Annotated in this window: 11 protein-coding genes and 2 pseudogenes; 7 read left to right on the forward strand and 6 right to left on the reverse strand. The window is 69.9% G+C overall.

Features of this window, described 5'->3' with window-relative positions:
• Positions 1–4: 4 nt before the first annotated feature.
• A complete protein-coding gene (locus ACWEV3_RS07565) occupies positions 5–1,084 on the forward strand; it encodes an HAD-IIIC family phosphatase (protein ID WP_452613089.1) in 1,080 nt (359 codons plus the stop codon).
• 159 nt (positions 1,085–1,243) lie between these two features.
• Positions 1,244–2,545, forward strand: coding sequence for a cytochrome P450 (locus tag ACWEV3_RS07570; RefSeq protein WP_452613090.1), 1,302 nt, complete (start codon positions 1,244–1,246; stop codon positions 2,543–2,545).
• A gap of 11 nt (positions 2,546–2,556) precedes the next feature.
• Here ACWEV3_RS07570 and ACWEV3_RS07575 read toward each other — a convergent pair.
• Positions 2,557–2,718, reverse strand: a pseudogene (locus tag ACWEV3_RS07575) (helix-turn-helix domain-containing protein); the annotation flags it as partial.
• Positions 2,719–2,903: 185 nt separating this feature from the next.
• On the opposite strand from ACWEV3_RS07575, the pseudogene ACWEV3_RS07580 reads away from it, so the two are divergent.
• Positions 2,904–3,143: pseudogene (locus tag ACWEV3_RS07580) on the forward strand (acyl-CoA-like ligand-binding transcription factor); the annotation flags it as partial.
• Positions 3,144–3,185: 42 nt separating this feature from the next.
• On the opposite strand, the gene ACWEV3_RS07585 reads toward ACWEV3_RS07580, so the two are convergent.
• A complete protein-coding gene (locus ACWEV3_RS07585; protein WP_452613091.1) occupies positions 3,186–4,493 on the reverse strand; it encodes a cytochrome P450 in 1,308 nt (435 codons plus the stop codon).
• Positions 4,494–4,913: 420 nt separating this feature from the next.
• Between ACWEV3_RS07585 and ACWEV3_RS07590 the strand changes: the two genes are divergently transcribed.
• Together ACWEV3_RS07590 and ACWEV3_RS07595 are read left to right on the forward strand one after the other, a co-directional pair.
• Positions 4,914–5,543, forward strand: coding sequence for an HAD family hydrolase (locus tag ACWEV3_RS07590; RefSeq protein WP_452613092.1), 630 nt, complete (start codon positions 4,914–4,916; stop codon positions 5,541–5,543).
• 99 nt (positions 5,544–5,642) lie between these two features.
• Entirely contained in the window at positions 5,643–6,110 is a 468-nt protein-coding gene (locus tag ACWEV3_RS07595) for an SRPBCC family protein (protein ID WP_452613093.1), read from the forward strand.
• Between the two features lie 14 nt (positions 6,111–6,124).
• On the opposite strand, the gene ACWEV3_RS07600 is transcribed toward ACWEV3_RS07595, so the two are convergent.
• Both ACWEV3_RS07600 and ACWEV3_RS07605 read right to left on the reverse strand, forming a co-directional pair.
• The gene (locus tag ACWEV3_RS07600; protein ID WP_452613094.1) at positions 6,125–6,712 is read right to left on the reverse strand and encodes a TetR/AcrR family transcriptional regulator; all 588 of its coding nucleotides are present in this window, start codon (positions 6,710–6,712) and stop codon (positions 6,125–6,127) included.
• Positions 6,713–6,722: 10 nt separating this feature from the next.
• Positions 6,723–8,168: an MFS transporter gene (locus ACWEV3_RS07605; protein WP_452613095.1), complete on the reverse strand. Its 1,446-nt coding sequence runs from the start codon at positions 8,166–8,168 to the stop codon at positions 6,723–6,725.
• Positions 8,169–8,421: 253 nt separating this feature from the next.
• On the opposite strand from ACWEV3_RS07605, the gene ACWEV3_RS07610 reads away from it, so the two are divergent.
• Positions 8,422–9,537 carry an NAD(P)H-dependent flavin oxidoreductase gene (locus tag ACWEV3_RS07610; protein ID WP_452613096.1) on the forward strand — a complete coding sequence of 372 codons (1,116 nt, stop codon included), beginning with the start codon at positions 8,422–8,424 and terminating at the stop codon, positions 9,535–9,537.
• Between the two features lie 329 nt (positions 9,538–9,866).
• Here the strand turns inward: ACWEV3_RS07610 and ACWEV3_RS07615 are convergent, their stop codons facing one another.
• Positions 9,867–11,339: an AMP-binding protein gene (locus ACWEV3_RS07615; RefSeq protein ID WP_452613097.1), complete on the reverse strand. Its 1,473-nt coding sequence runs from the start codon at positions 11,337–11,339 to the stop codon at positions 9,867–9,869.
• A gap of 214 nt (positions 11,340–11,553) precedes the next feature.
• On the opposite strand from ACWEV3_RS07615, the gene ACWEV3_RS07620 reads away from it, so the two are divergent.
• On the forward strand, positions 11,554–12,711 hold the full coding sequence (locus ACWEV3_RS07620; protein WP_452613098.1) for an LLM class flavin-dependent oxidoreductase: 1,158 nt from the start codon (positions 11,554–11,556) through the stop codon (positions 12,709–12,711).
• A 313-nt stretch (positions 12,712–13,024) separates the two neighbouring features.
• On the opposite strand, the gene ACWEV3_RS07625 is transcribed toward ACWEV3_RS07620, so the two are convergent.
• On the reverse strand, positions 13,025–14,842 hold the full coding sequence (locus ACWEV3_RS07625) for an NAD(P)-binding domain-containing protein (protein ID WP_452613099.1): 1,818 nt from the start codon (positions 14,840–14,842) through the stop codon (positions 13,025–13,027).
• Between the last annotated feature and the right edge of the window lie 13 nt (positions 14,843–14,855).

Below are 14,855 nucleotides of genomic sequence, written 5' to 3' on the forward strand. Positions count from 1 at the left end.
ACCGATGGACGACAAGCAGACGCTGGTGAAATGCCTGGTCTGGGACCTGGACGAAACCCTGTGGCGGGGCACCCTGGTCGAGGACGGGAACGTGCGCTTGGCCGACGGGATCACCGCCGTCATCGAGGAGCTCGACTCCCGCGGCATCCTGCAGGCGGTGGCCAGCAAGAATGATCACGACCTGGCGTGGGCGCGGCTGGTGGAACTGGGCGTGGCCGACTACTTCGTGCTTCCCCAGATCGGTTGGGGGCGCAAGTCGGATTCGGTCCGCCGCATCGCGGAGCGATTGAACTTCGCGCCCGGCACGATCGCCTTCATCGACGACCAGCCGGCCGAACGCGCGGAGGTCGCCTTCCACCTCCCCGAGGTCCGCTGCTACCCGGCCGATCAGGCGCTGGCCCTGCCGGGGCTGCCCGACTTCAGCCCGCGGGCGGTGACGGTCGATTCCCGGCGGCGCAGGCAGCTGTACCAGGCGAACTTCCAGCGGGATTCCGAACGGGAGTCCTTCGCCGGGCCCGACGAGGAGTTCCTGCGCACGCTGGGCCTCGAACTGCGCATCGGGCGGGCGGACGACGAGGAGCTGTCGCGGGTCGAAGAGCTGACGCTGCGCACCAGCCAGATGAACGCCACCGGGGTGCACTACCCGGACGCCGTGCTGCGCGAGCTCTGCGCCGACCCGGCCCACGAGGTCCTGGTGGCCACGCTCACCGACCGCTTCGGCCCGCACGGCGCCATCGGCGTGCTGCTGCTGGAAACCCGCCCCGACCACTGGCACCTCAAGCTGCTGGCCACCTCGTGCCGGGTGGTCTCCTTCGGGGTGGGCACGGTCGTCCTGAACTGGTTGGTGGACCAGGCATTCCGGGCCGGCGTGCACCTCGTCGCCGACTTCCGGGCCACCGACCGGAACCGGATGATGGACATCGCCTACCGCTTCGCGGGCTTCACCGACGAACGCTGCGAATGCAGCGCCGGAAGGCCGGCGGAAGCCGGGGTCCAGCGGCTGCACCTGGTTCCGGAGCCGCGAGCCCTACCCGAAACGATGACTCTCGACGCACCGGCCCTCGGCCGCCCCCGCGTCCCGTAGCGCCGCAATTTCCATTGAAATCGAAGGTCCGATTTCAATGGAAATTGCGGAGGACGGAGGAGTCCAGGCGGCGTCCGGGGGGCCCGCTACTCGCACCGCGACGCGAAACGAGCCTGGAATCAGGCCGTTTCTCCCCATCCGATCGACAATGGAGGTTCCATGATGTCCGGTCAGCAGTCCCGGGCCGACCAGAGCACGTTCGCCGAGCTCGGGCTCCGGGCGAGACTGTTCGCCCAAGGGGCGCTGGCCTTCCTGTTCGCCAAGGGCGGTGATTCCTTCGCCCGCCTGCTGCACTCCCCGTGGCGCGACGACCCGTACCCGATCTACGCGGCGATGCGGGCGCGGGGGCCGCTGATCCGCAGCAAGCTCGGGCTGCTGATCTGCACCACCCACGAACTCTGCGAGGAAGTGCTGCGGGACCGGCGATTCGGCGTGCTCCGCAGCGACGGGTCCTACGGCGACCCCACCGCGGCCGCCGTCGACCTCCAGCTCTCGCTGCTCGAACTCGACCCGCCGGACCACACCCGGATCCGGCGCCTGGCCGCGCCGGAGCTGCGGCCGCGCCGCATGGAGAAGTACCGCCAGCGGATCGAGGACATCGCCAACGAACTGCTGGACGAGGCGATCGCGCGCGGCAGCTTCGACCTGGTCCGCGACTACGCCAGCCTGCTGCCGATCCGGGTGATCTGCGACCTGCTCGGGCTGTCCCAAGTGGACGCCGACCGGCTGGGGCACCACGGCCTGGTGGTGTCCGGCTCGTTGGACGGGGTCCGTTCGACCAAGCAGCTCCGGCAGATGCGGGAATCGCTGAACGAGCTGGACGCGATGTTCGCCAGGCTCATCGAGCAGCGCCGCGCGGACCCGGGCGACGACGTCGTGAGCAACCTGGTGACCGCGCTCGACGATGACAAGATCACCAGCACGGAGCTGGTGCAGCTGTGCAACCTGCTGCTGGTCGCCGGTTTCGAGACGACCGTCAGCATGGTCGGCAACGGCGCGAACGCGCTGCTGAACCACCCGGAGCAGTGGGACCTCCTGCGCGCCGACCCGAGCCTGGCACCGGCCGTGGTGGAAGAGGCGCTGCGCTGGGACCCGCCGGTGCAGATGACCGGCCGGATCGCGCACGAGCCGCTGGAGCTCGCCGGCCGCCGGCTGAGCAAGGACACGCCGGTGCTGGTGCTGCTGGCCTCGGCCGGCCGGGACCCGGCGAAGCACGAGCATCCCGACCGCTTCGACATCACCCGGGAGGTCCAGGGCGAGCACCTGGCCTTCTCGTCGGGCAGCCACTACTGCCTCGGCGCCCCGCTGGCGCGGATCGAGGGGGAGGTCGCGTTCCGCTGCCTGGCCACCCGGGTGCCCGATCTGCGCCGCGCCGGACCCGTGGTGCGCCGCCCGACGTCGGTCGTCCGCGGCCTGGCGTCCTTCCCGGCGTTCCCGGGCAAGACCGCCCAGCGCGCCTGACGTTTCGGTCGTAGCCCGTCCTCGCCCTCGTTGCGGTAGGTTCGTGCCCAGGTCTCGATCAGCTTCGGTGACGAGAGACCGAGCTCGCGGGCGAGGTCGAGCTTGGTCTCACCGGCGAGGAAACGTCGCACCGCCTCGAGTTTGAACTCGAACGAGAACGACCGCTTGTTCACCAGCGCCGCACCGCCGCGAACCCGCCACCGGCCATACAACCGGCAACCGCCCAGCGAGACGCGCCGAGCCTGGTCGCGACCGAACGATCCGCCCAACCATCATCGAACAACCCTATCGCCACCGCACGCTGCTCTGCGGTCAACGAACTTCGCCCAGCCAAACGACTGCTCCCCGGTAGTCGGAACTGAATTTCTCAGTCCAACTTCCGGGGAGAATCCCGAAACTCTGGGCGGCGAGCCTCGGCAACATCAGGCAGACCCAGCGCATGCTCGCCGAGCTGGTGGCCGAACGGGCCGGTCGCGATCCAGGGGACGCGGCGGTCCGCAGCTTCACCGGAGCGGTGTTCGTCGTGCTGCTGGAGGTGTGGCTGCGCTGGGCGGATGATCCGGACCTGGACGCGCTGGAGGCGTTGGATCGGGCCTGGAGCATCTGGAAGCCGGTCTGCCGCTGTGAACCGGCCTTTCGCTCACGGCTTGCGCGGGGTGAAACGGGCGGTGAATCCCTGCGGCTGCAGGAGTTCCTGGAACTTCGGCGGGCAGGCACCGTCCTCTGTGGTCACCTCGTACTCGCGCACCAACCAGAAGGCGGCCAGCGCCAGCTGGATCATGCCGAGCTGGGTGCCGACGCAGACCCGGGGTCCGGCGCCGAACGGGATGTAGGTGTGGCGGTGCGGGGACGCCTGCGCGTCGAGCCACCGCTCCGGCACCAGCCGGTCCGGATCGGACCACCAGCGCGGGTCCCGGTGGATCAGGTAGGGGCTGAACATCACCTGGTCGTTCGGCCGCAGCCGCCACTCGCCGAGCGCGGTCTCCCGCCGGGCGGTCCGCCCGATCAGCCAGGTGGGCGGCCACAGCCGCAGGACTTCCTTGATCACCGCCTCGGTCTGCGGCAACGCGGACAGCGGCGGTGCCTCCTCGTGCGGCCACGACTCGGCCTCCTCGGACACCCGGCGCCGCAATTCGGGCTCGGTCGCCAGCACCCGCACCAGCCACGTCAGCGCCGAAGCCGGCACCCCGTACGCGGCCAGCATGATGCCGCGGAGCAACCGCTGGACCTGGAGCTCGCTGAGCTCGGGATCTCGCGCGGCGAGCAGCACGTCGAGCAGGTCCTGCGGCTGCTCGGGCCGTGCCGGCGCACTCGCCTGGCGCTTCCGGATCTTCTCGGTGATGACGACCAGCGTGCTCTCCCGCGCCTTGAGGAAGCGCCGGATGCGCTTGGACGGCCACCACGCCGGGAACAGCTGGGAGCTGCCACCGAGCGGCTCGATCGCCTTGACGTTCTCGGTCAGGACCTCCGGCACGCCACCGGAATCGGCGCCCAGGCAGAAGTCCGCCGTGGCGCGGCCGGCGAACTGCTCCATCACGTGGAGGACTTCGACCTGGCGGCCACCGGTCTCGTCGAGCGTCCGCTGGAACAGCGGGTGCAGCCGGGCCGAATGGGCGTGGGAGACCGCGCGGCTGAGCCCGTGCCAGCCCTTCCGCCTGGCGGTCATCCACACCTGCGCGTCCGTCGCCGCGCGCTCCGGATCGATCCGCGTCGCGATCGGCGTGCTCTCGCTGTGGAAGTCCTCGTTGGTCCGGGCGAGCATGTCGTGCACCAGATCCGGCGCGAGCACCACGATCGTGCGGTCGTCGAAGGAGAAGACGTCGCCGTATTCCTGGTGGCAGCGGCGGAGGAAAGCCATCCGGTCGCGGTCGTAGTCGAGCGTGTTCCCGACCAGTAGGCGACCCTTCGGGCCGGGCGGCCGTGCCGTGCTGGTTCTGGTGCTGGTCAACGGTTTCCCTCCGGAATGCGGGGTGGAGTGAGGAGCGGTCTCCACCCCGCCGCGGTGTCAGTTGGCGATGATCCAGTAGGTGTAGAAGCCGCCCATCCGGGTCTTGCCGACCAGTCGTGCCGCGATGTGCCGGACGTAGCTCGTCATTTCGCCTCCTTGATCAGGGGTTACCTGTTGACGAAGTTTGCGCAATCGAAGGTTGAAATCCAACGACTGAACGGCCTAACCTGCGTGCGACCGAAAGTCCGTGCATAGCAGGGAATCCGGGACGAGCGCACCGCGATCGATCCAGGATGGAGGTCTGTCCGATGGCGACAGTGCGGGCGGATTCCGGGCTCGCACGGGTTGTTGGCGGGCCGAGTGCTCCGGCCGGACCGGTGCGGCGGCCGTGGACCGTCCGCTGGTGGCACCATGGGCTCCATGCCCGAGAAGGAGTTCGATGCGATCCTCTGCGACCTCGACGGAGTCATTCGCTGGTGGGACCCGGAAATCATGTCCGGACTGGACCGCGCGAACGGCCTGCCGCGGGGGACGCTGGCGAAGACGGCGTTCGCGCCGGACCGGCTGAACCCCGCGATCACCGGGGCCCGGACGGACGAGCAATGGCGCGCGGCGATCGCCGCCGACCTCGCCGAAGCCTGCGGAAGCCCGGAGGCGGCGCGTGCGCTCGTCGCCGAGTGGTCCGCCCACGCGGGCGAAGTCGTCGAAGAAGTCGCGGAACTGCTCGCGGCGGCGCGGGAACACGTCCCGGTGGTCCTGGTGTCGAACGCGACCACCAGGCTGGAATCGGACCTGGCCCGGCTCGGGATAGCGGATCTCCTGGACGAAGTGGTCAACAGCGCCCGGGTGGGAATCGCCAAACCGGACCCGGGGATCTACCGGTTCGCGGCGACCCGAGCAGGTGTCCCGGAAGCCCGCTGCCTGTTCATCGACGACACCCTCCAGAACGTCGAAGCGGCCCGGGGGCTGGGCATGAGAGCACTGCACCACCAAAACCCGGCCCAATTGCGCGAAATCCTCGCGCCGCTGCTGAGCCAGGCTCGCGAATGAGGGAATGTCGCGGTTCCGCGTGCCTAGCGGAAACCCGTATCGGCGTGCCTGGAGGAGGAAACCGGCGAGGGGATCGATGAAAACGCCTAGAATCGGTGCATGGGCAGGACTGATCGCGCCAGCCGGGTGATCGCGGCGCCACCGGCGACCGTTTACGGCGCTCTCCTCGACCGGGAGTCCCTCGAAGCTTGGCTGCCGCCGGACGGCATGCGCGGCCGGATCGAGCGGTGGGATCCCCGGCCCGGTGGCGGGTTCCGGATGGTCCTCACCTACCTCGATCCCGAGGGTAGCCCCGGCAAGACCTCGGGTGCCACGGACGTCGTCGACGTCGGGTTCGCCGACTTGGTGCCGAACGAGCGCGTCGTGCAGCGGGCGGTGTTCGAGGCCGACGATCCGTCGTTCGCGGGCACCATGACGATGACCTGGCACCTCGCCGCCGCCGGCGCCGGGACCGAGGTGACCGTCACCGCCGCGGATGTGCCACCCGGTATCGATCAAGCGGCCCACGAGGAGGGGATCGCCTCCTCGCTCGCCAACCTGGCGTCGTACGTCGAAGCGGCCGGCTGACCGGAATCGGTGCGCTACAGGGGGCCGTCGATCCAGTTCTGCAGCAGCGGGGCCGTGATCGCGATCAGGTCTTCCTTCGGTTCTGCGCTGATCGCCTTGGTCTTCAGAACCAGCCGGGCCGCGCCCAGGCCCATCAGGTGGCTGCAGACCAGCTCCGCCCGGAGGCGCGCCTTCGGGCCGGTCAGGCGCTTGGCCAGCCGGCTCACCAGCTGGCGTTCGAAATTCGCGCGGAACTGGGCCCCGGCCGGTCGCGACGACGTGAAGACCGCCCGCACCAGCGGGTCGCCCTGGGTCCGGTCGTGGTAGTCCAGCAGCGTCCGGACCAGGTGCTCGCCGAGCCGGGGGAGCTCGCAGTCGAGCAGTCGCTCCGCGTCCTGCTCGAAGCCCGAGGCCTCCGCGAACAGGCTTTCCTTGCTGCCGAAGTACTTCATCACCAGCGCCGCGCTGACCTCGGCGTCCGCCGCGATGTCGCGCAGCGTCACGTCGGCGTAGCCGCACGACGAGAAGCGGCGCCGCGCCGCCTTGAGGATCGCTTCGCGGGTGGCGCACGCGTCGCGCCGCTGGTCCTCGGCGACCGCTGGGGCCGGAGCCGTGCTGGACATGCCGTTCAGGCTAGCGCGACCGCGCGGCCGCGGTCGCCACCTGCGCGGTAACAGGCGTGTACCGGCGGGTTCCCGGCGTCGCCGCGGCGATCAGCGCGGCCAGCAGCGCCGCCGCGCCCGCCACCAGGAACACCCACGAGTACGAGAGCGTCGACGGGTAGTTCACGCCGGCGATCTGCACCACCGACCCGGTCGTCAGCGCGACGACGATGGCGCTGCAACTGGACGTGCCGATCGAGCGGGCCAGGCTGTTCAGGCTGTTCGCGGCGGCCGTTTCGGTCTGCGGCACCGCCTGCATGATCAGCGTGGGCAGGGCGCCGTAGGACAACGCGCCGCCGATCGCGCCCACGGTCAGGTTGAACACCACCAGCGGCAGCGGCGAGTGCAGGAAGGACCCCGCGAGGTTGCCCACCATCAGCACGGTGCCGCCCAGGATCAGTGTGGTGCGCGGGCCGCGCCGCCGGGAGATCCGCGCGGACACCGGCGAGAACACGCCCATCGCGGCGCCGATGGGCAGCAGCACCAGGCCGGTCAGCACCAGCGACATGCCGAAGCCGTAGCCGGTGTCCTCCGGGGCCTGCAGGATCTGCGAGCCCACGAGGAACCCGGCGAACATCGCCATGCCGACCAGTACCGACGCGATGTTGGTCAGCAGCACCGCGGGCCGGGCCGACACCCGCAGGTCCACCAGCGGCGCATCGACGCGCAGTTCGTACACGCCCCACACCAGGAACGACACCGCCGCCGCGACGAGCAGGCCGACGACGATCCCGCTGGTCCAGCCCCATTCGTTGCCCTTGGAGATCGCCAGCAGCAGGCACGTCAGCGCCACCGACAGCCCCACCGCGCCGAGGAAGTCGAACCGGCCGCCGGTGCGCAGCGGCGACTCCGGGACGATCCAGAGGATCAGCGCGATCTCGGCGATCGCGAACACGGCCGCGCCCGCGAACAGCCAGTGCCAGTTGAGGTTCTCGGCGACCACGCCGGTCACCGGCAGCCCCACCGCGCCGCCGATGCCCAGCGTCGCGCTCATGAACGCCACCCCGGAACCGACCCGGCCCTCCGGTAACTCGTCGCGCATGATGCTGATCCCCAGGGGCACCACGCCGACCGCCGCGCCCTGCAGCACCCGCCCGACGAGCACGGCGGTGAAGTCGTCGCTGACGGCGCCGATCGCGCTGCCCACCGCCATGGTGGCCAGCGAGATCAGCAGCATCCGGCGCTTGCCGTACATGTCGCCGAGCCGGCCGAGGACGGGTGCGCACACCGCGCCCGCCACCAGCGGCGCGGTGACCAGCCAGCCCGCGTTGGACCGCGAGGTATCGAGGAGCCTGGGGAATTCCGGGAGCAGCGGTACGACCAGGGTCTGCATCAACGACACCGCGATGCCGCACGAGGCGAGGACTCCGATGACGAGCCTCGAACTGCGTCGTGCGGTGGGCGTGGCCAGGCTCATCGGGCTCCTCGCTATCGGCGTGAACTTGTGTTCACCATGCAAGTAAACTCGTGTTCACCTCGTGCCGCAAGGCGCTGCCGGTGTCGATTCAGCTCGATTCGGGATGTTTCGCCCACGTATTCGTCCATTGTGGATAGACCTGGGTGGGGGATTGCGGCGACGTCGGCGAAATGCGTTCTGGTGCTCGGCGGCCGCAGTAGGCATCATGCGGCTGTCCGGCGCAATGTCGCCCCGGCGATGGGAAGGAGCGCGCATGCGCACCGCGTTGACCGAACTGCTGGGCATCGACAGTCCGCTGGTGGGATTCAACCGGTCACCCGGTGTGGTCGCGGCCGTGACCAACGCCGGCGGCATCGGCGTGCTCGCCGCGACCGGCTACACCCCGGAAGAGCTCGACGCGCAGCTCACCTGGATCGAGGAGCAAGTGGACGGCCGCCCCTACGGCGTCGACGTGCTGGTGCCCGCCAGGACGGCCACCGGAGACCCGGCGGACTACCTGGCCAGCCTGCGTGCCCAGATCCCGCAGGAGCACTACGACTTCGTCGACTCGCTGCTGGCGAAGTACGACATCCCGCCGGCCGATACGGCATCGGCGGGTGACCGGTTCGCCGCCAGCGTCGGCCCGGAGATCGTGCAGCCGCTGCTCGACGTCGCCTTCTCGCACCGGGTCGCCCTGGTCGCGAACGCGCTCGGCACCCCGCCGCCGGCGATGCTGGAGCGCGGCAAGGCCGACGGGGTGCCGATCGCGGCGCTGGTCGGCTCGCCGAAGCACGCGCAGCGTCAGCTGGACATGGGCGTCGACCTGCTCGTCGCGCAGGGCACCGAGGCCGGCGGGCACACCGGGACCATCGCGACCATGGTGCTGGTACCGGAGGTCGTGGATCTCGCGGGCGACGTGCCGGTGCTGGCGGCGGGCGGCATCGCCACCGGGCGCCAGATGGCGGCGTCGCTGGCGCTGGGCGCGGCCGGCGTGTGGTGCGGCTCGGTGTGGCTGTCCAGCCACGAGGACATCACCTCGCCCGCGGTGAAGGCCAAGTTCCTGGCCGCGACCAGCGGCGACACGCTGCGCTCGCCGACCCGAACCGGGAAACCGGCCCGCCAGCTGCGCAGCGCGTGGCACGAGGAGTGGGCGAGCCCGGGCAGCCCGTCGCCGCTGCCGATGCCGCTGCAACCGATGCTGGTCGACGAGGCGTGGCGGCGGATCAACCAGGCGGCCGAAGCGGGCAACGACGGAGCGAAGGCCCTGGCATCGTTCTTCATCGGCCAAGTCGTCGGCACGTTCCGGGAACTCCGGCCGGCGGCGGACATCACCCGAGAGATCACCGAAGACTGCAAAAAGGCCCTGACCAACCTCGCCAACCTCGCCTGACCACGTCCCTCCCGCAATTTCAATGGAAATCAGAGGTCCAATTTCCATTGAAATTGCGGAAGTTGTCCCCAGGCACCGGCATGTCGTGCCCCGACACGCTGGTGGTCCGCAGTTTCCATTGAAACTGTGGGAGGTTGTCCCCAGGCACCGGCATGTCGTGCCCCGACACGCCGGTGGTCTGCGGTTTCCATTGAAACTGTGGGAGGTTGTCCCCAGGTGTCGGCATGTTGTGTGCCGACACGTTGGTGGTCTGCGGTTTCCATTGAAATTGTGGGGAGGTTGTCCACAGCTATCTGTGCGTTGGGTGGCGATGGTCGGAGGGTGGGTGATTACGGGAGGCGTTCGGCTCGGAGGCGGGAGCGGCGGATCTTGCCTGCTTCGTCCCGCAGCGGGTCCGCGACGAACTCGAAGCTCCGGGGCAGTCGGTAGGGCGCGACCCGGGTGCGGAGGTGTTCCAGCAGCGACTCCTCGGTCACCGGGCGGCGCGGGTGCACGATCGCGTGCGGGACGTTGCCGAGATCGTCGTCGGGCAGGCCGATCACGCAGCTGTCCACCACCGCGTCGTGCAGCGCCAGCGCCGCTTCCAGCTCCGCCGGGTACACGTTCGCGCCGCCCACCAGGATCATGTCCGTCTCCCGGTCGCCGAGGTAGAGGTACCCGTCCTCGTCGAACCAGCCGATGTCGCCGAGGGATTCCCAGCCTTCCCCGTCGACCTGCGCCCGCCCGCCCAGCAGCCGGTACGTCGGATCGACGTCCGCCGCCGTGCGCATCCACACCTTGCCCTCCTGGCCCGGCGGCAGGACCCGGCCTTCGGCGTCGCGCACCTCCATCTCGCCGCGCAGCACCCGGCCGACCGAGCCCGGGTGCGCCAGCCATTCCTCGCTGGTGATGAACGTGGCGGCCTGCGCCTCGGTGCCCGCGTACAGCTCGCGCAGGATCGGCCCGACCCAATCGATCCACTGCCGCTTCAGCCACACCGGCACCGGCGCCGCCGTGTGGAAGACGGCGCGCAGGCTCGACATGTCGGCGGCGTCGCGCACCTCCGCGGGCAGCTTCGAGATCCGGGCCAGGATCGTCGACACCACGTACAGCCAGGTCACCTTGTGCTCGCCGATCAGCCGCAGCGTCTCGGCGGCGTCGAAGCGGCGCATCAGGATCACGTGGTTGCCGCGCAGCAGCCCCATGGCCACGGACATGTTCGGCGCGTTGTGCGACACCGGGGACGGCACCAGCGCGACGCCGCCGGGCTCGATGCCGAAGCTGTCCGCGGACGGTTCCACGTCCTCCACCAGCGCGGGCCGCCCCGCGACGATCACCTTGGGCCGCCCGGTGCTGCCGCCGGACGTCGGTGCCTTCCACGCGGGGGAGACGGCCGCCGGCAGCGGCCCGTCGTCCTGCTGGGCGGAGCGGAACCGCGCGGGCAGCACCGGGCGCCCGCCGGTCAGCTCGGGTTCGACGTCGCCGATCACCAGCGCCGGCTCGGTCAGCGCGATGATCTCCGCCAGTTCGCCGGCCGGGAGCTTGGGGCTCAGCGGCTGGGGCACCGCGCCGACCTTCCAGGCCGCGATCTCGGCGAGCACGAAGGGCACCCCGTTGGGCAGCACGATGCTGACGAAGTCGCCCTGCCGCACCCCGCGCGCCAGCAGGTCGCGGGCCAGCCGGTTCGACTCGGATTCCAGCTCGGCCCGGGTGAGCGTGATGTCCTCGCAGGTCAGCGCGGCGCGGTCGGGTTCGGCGGCGGCGAGTTCGGCCAGCCGGACGGGGAACGGGGTACCGGCGGCGGGCCGGTCGGCTGCGGGCACTCTCGAGCTCCTTGTCGTCCACTTCGGACCGGCGGACAGCGGGAAACCGGCTTTGTGCACCGAATGAATCACCGACCGGTGGGTACGACAAGTACGGCACGCCTAACGAACCGATAGGCGCAGGCTATTCCGGCCGGTCCGGTCGGGCGATTGCAGACCGCGGGCGACTTTAGTGCACTGGGGAAGGCATCCCGGGCTACCCCAGGAGGTAGGCGTGAGCAAGCTGCGTTTCGGCGTTTTCCTGGCCCCCTTCCACACCGCGGGCCAGAACCCCACCTTGGCACTGCACCGCGACCTCGAACTCATCCAGCACCTCGACGCGCTCGGCTACGACGAGGCGTGGATCGGCGAACACCACTCGGCGGGCAGCGAGCTGATCGCCTCGCCGGAGATCTTCATCGCCACGGCGGCCGAGCGGACGCGGCACATCAGGCTCGGCACCGGCGTGATCTCGCTGGCGTACCACAACCCGCTGTGGGTGGCGGACCGGATGGTGCTGCTGGACCACCTCACGCGCGGCCGGGTCATGCTCGGCGTCGGGCCCGGCTCGCTGCCCACGGATTCGGCGATGATCGGCCTCAACCCGACCGAGACCCGCGAGCTGCTCGACGAGAACCTCGACATCGTGCTGCGCCTGCTGCGCGGCGAAGCGGTCACCGCGCAGACCCGGACGCACAACCTCGTCGACGCGCGCCTGCAGCTGCGGCCCTACTCAGATCCGCTGTTCGACGTGACGGTGGCCGCGGTGGCGTCTCCGACCGGTCCCCGGCTGGCCGGGCGGCACGGCATCGGGCTGCTGTCGATCGGCGCGACGCTCACCGCCGAGAGCTTCGACGCCCTGGGGTACCACTGGGGCATCGTGACCGAGCGCGCCGAGGCCTTCGGCACCGAGGTGGATCGCGAGGCGTGGCGGCTGGTCGGCCTGATGCACGTCGCCGAGACGCGGGAGCAGGCGTACCGGGACGTCGAGCACGGGATCGAGGACTGGTTCGAGTACTTCCAGAAGATCGCGGCCTTCCCGCAGATGCACGTGTCGGGCGGCGACGTGGGGGAGATGATCGCGTTCATCCGCGATTCGGGCGTCGGCGTGATCGGCACCCCGGAGGACGCGGCGGAGCAGGTGCAGCGGCTGGTGGACCAGTCCGGCGGATTCGGCGCGATGCTGCTGATGGCGCACGAGTGGGCGAACCCGGCGGCGACGAAGCGCTCCTACGAACTGATCGCCCAGCACGTGGTGCCCGCCTTCCAGGGGCAGCAGCAGTCCACATTGGACGCGAAGGCGCGGGCGGGCGCGACGCGGGAAGGCCACGCCCAGGCCCAGCACGACGCGGTGGCCCACATGGCCAAGAAGTACGAAGCCGAACGCGCCTAGCCGAGGACCTTCCTGCGAAGCGGCGCCCCGACAGGTCCGTGAGCACTTTGTGCTATAGCGGCTGTTTTGGATGTCGTGGTGTGAGGTGTGGTGTCGCGGGGTTTTGTCTTTGAAGCGGTGCAGCCGCTTAGCCCACCCTCGCAGCTCGCACCGCCGCGGGTTCTCAGGTGTCTTCTCGCGAGGACAGCCCCGACGTGGTGAATTGGCATTCATGATGTCGGGGATCCCACAGCGAGAAGGCGACCGCAATTCCCGCAGGGGGGCCGCTACCCGCACCGCCACGCAAGACGAGTTTGGAAAAAGGCTCTACAGGTCAGGACAGGTGGTGCACCTCCTGCAGGCCGTAGACCGGCGTCGGGATGCCCTCGTACCTGGCCTTGAGCTGCAGGGCGAGGTAGAGCGAGTAGTGCCGGGACTGGTGCAGGTTCCCGCCGTGGAACCACAGGCCCTGCTGCTGCGTGGGTTTCCACATGTTGCGCTGCTCGCCCTCCCACGGCCCGGGGTCCTTCGTCGTGCCCGAACCCAGGCCCCAGCACTTGCCGACCTTGTCCGCCATCTCCTGGCCGGCCAGGTCCGCCACCCAGCCGTTCATCGAGCCGTACCCGGTCGCGTAGACGACCACGTCGGCCGGCAGTTCGGTGCCGTCGGCGAGCACGACGCCGTCGGCGGTGAGGTGGTCGACCTTGCCGTGGGCGAGGGCGATCTCGCCGTCGGCGACCAGTTCGGAGGCGCCGACGTCGATGTAGTAGCCGGAGCCGCGGCGCAGGTACTTCATGAACAGCCCGGACTCGTCGTCGCCCCAGTCGAGCAGGAACCCGGCCTTCTCCAGCCGGTCGTAGAAGTCCGCGTCGCGCTCCCGGATCTGCTTGTACACCGGGATCTGGAACTCGTGCATGATCCGGTACGGCAGCGACGCGAAGACCATGTCGGCCTTGTCGGTGGTCATCCCCGAGCTCACCGCGCGCTCGGAGTAGAGGTCGCCCATGGCGATGTCCATCAGCGATTCGGACCTGACGATGTGCGTGGAGGAGCGCTGCACCATGGTGACCGCGGCGCCGTGCTCCCACAGCGCGGCGCAGATGTCGTGGGCGGAGTTGTTGGAGCCGATCACGACCGCCCGCTTGCCCGCGTAGGAGTCGGGGCCGGGGTGCTGCGAGGAATGGTGCTGATCGCCCTCGAAGAGGTCCATCCCCGGGAACGACGGGATGTTCGGCTTGCCGGACATGCCGGTGGCGAAGACGAGCTGCCGGGGCGTGAGGGTGATCGCCTCGCCGTCGCGGTCGACCACCACCGTCCACCGCTCGGCCTCGTCGTCCCAACTGGCGGAGGTGACCTCGGAGCTAGTCCAGTACGGGACCTCCATCACCTGCGTGTACATCTCCAGCCAGTCGGCGATCTTGTCCTTGGGCGCGAAGACCGGCCAGTTGTCGGGGAAGGGCAGGTACGGCAGGTGGTCGTACCAGACCGGGTCGTGCAGGCACAGGCTCTTGTAGCGCTTGCGCCACGAATCCCCGGCGCGGGCGTTGCGTTCGAGGACGAGGGCGGGCACGCCGAGCTGGCGGAGCCGCGCGCCCAGCGCGATGCCGCCCTGCCCACCGCCGATGACCACGACGTAGGGCTGCTGCTCGTGCCCGAGCTCGGCCTGCTCGCGGTCGCGTTCTTGGGCCCAGGAACGACGTCCCCTGATCGTCCCGTGGTGGGCGCCCTTCGGGCGTCGTTCGCGTTGCGGTTCCTCGAATCCCTTGAGCTCGCGCAGGCTGGTGAGCAGCGTCCAGCCGCCCTCGTCGGTCAGCCGGAGATGTCCCTTCCCGCGGCCGCCGGCCGTCTCGAACTCGATCCACGCCTCGATGACGCCCGCCGACTCGACCGGGGCCTCCGTGGTGCGGAAACCGGCGGGGGCGGTGTGGGCCAGGCAGGATTCCAGCATGTGCGCGATGCCCTCGCGCCCCTCGACGGTCTTGATGTTCCAGGTGAACGACACCAGGTCCCGCCAGTAGCTGTCGGCGGCGAACATCTCGGCGGCCTGCCGGGCGTCGCCGGCCGCGAGCGCGGACTCGAAACGATTCAGCCAGGCATCGACGCGCTCCTGCGGGGAGCCGGGCCGTGCCACCGGGTCGATCGTCTGCGTCATCGCAACTCCCTGT

It is taken from the genome of Saccharopolyspora sp. NPDC003752, from assembly GCF_053605825.1.

What these genes read in the sequence shown, in the direction of transcription:
- ACWEV3_RS07595 (WP_452613093.1), top strand. Translation starts at nt 5,643, where the DNA reads ATGGGCAGGACTGATCGCGCCAGCCGGGTGATCGCGGCGCCACCGGCG.
- ACWEV3_RS07600 (WP_452613094.1), bottom strand. Translation starts at nt 6,712, where the DNA reads ATGTCCAGCACGGCTCCGGCCCCAGCGGTCGCCGAGGACCAGCGGCGC.
- ACWEV3_RS07605 (WP_452613095.1), bottom strand. Translation starts at nt 8,168, where the DNA reads ATGAGCCTGGCCACGCCCACCGCACGACGCAGTTCGAGGCTCGTCATC.
- ACWEV3_RS07590 (WP_452613092.1), top strand. Translation starts at nt 4,914, where the DNA reads ATGCCCGAGAAGGAGTTCGATGCGATCCTCTGCGACCTCGACGGAGTC.
- ACWEV3_RS07610 (WP_452613096.1), top strand. Translation starts at nt 8,422, where the DNA reads ATGCGCACCGCGTTGACCGAACTGCTGGGCATCGACAGTCCGCTGGTG.
- ACWEV3_RS07625 (WP_452613099.1), bottom strand. Translation starts at nt 14,842, where the DNA reads ATGACGCAGACGATCGACCCGGTGGCACGGCCCGGCTCCCCGCAGGAG.
- ACWEV3_RS07570 (WP_452613090.1), top strand. Translation starts at nt 1,244, where the DNA reads ATGATGTCCGGTCAGCAGTCCCGGGCCGACCAGAGCACGTTCGCCGAG.
- ACWEV3_RS07565 (WP_452613089.1), top strand. Translation starts at nt 5, where the DNA reads ATGGACGACAAGCAGACGCTGGTGAAATGCCTGGTCTGGGACCTGGAC.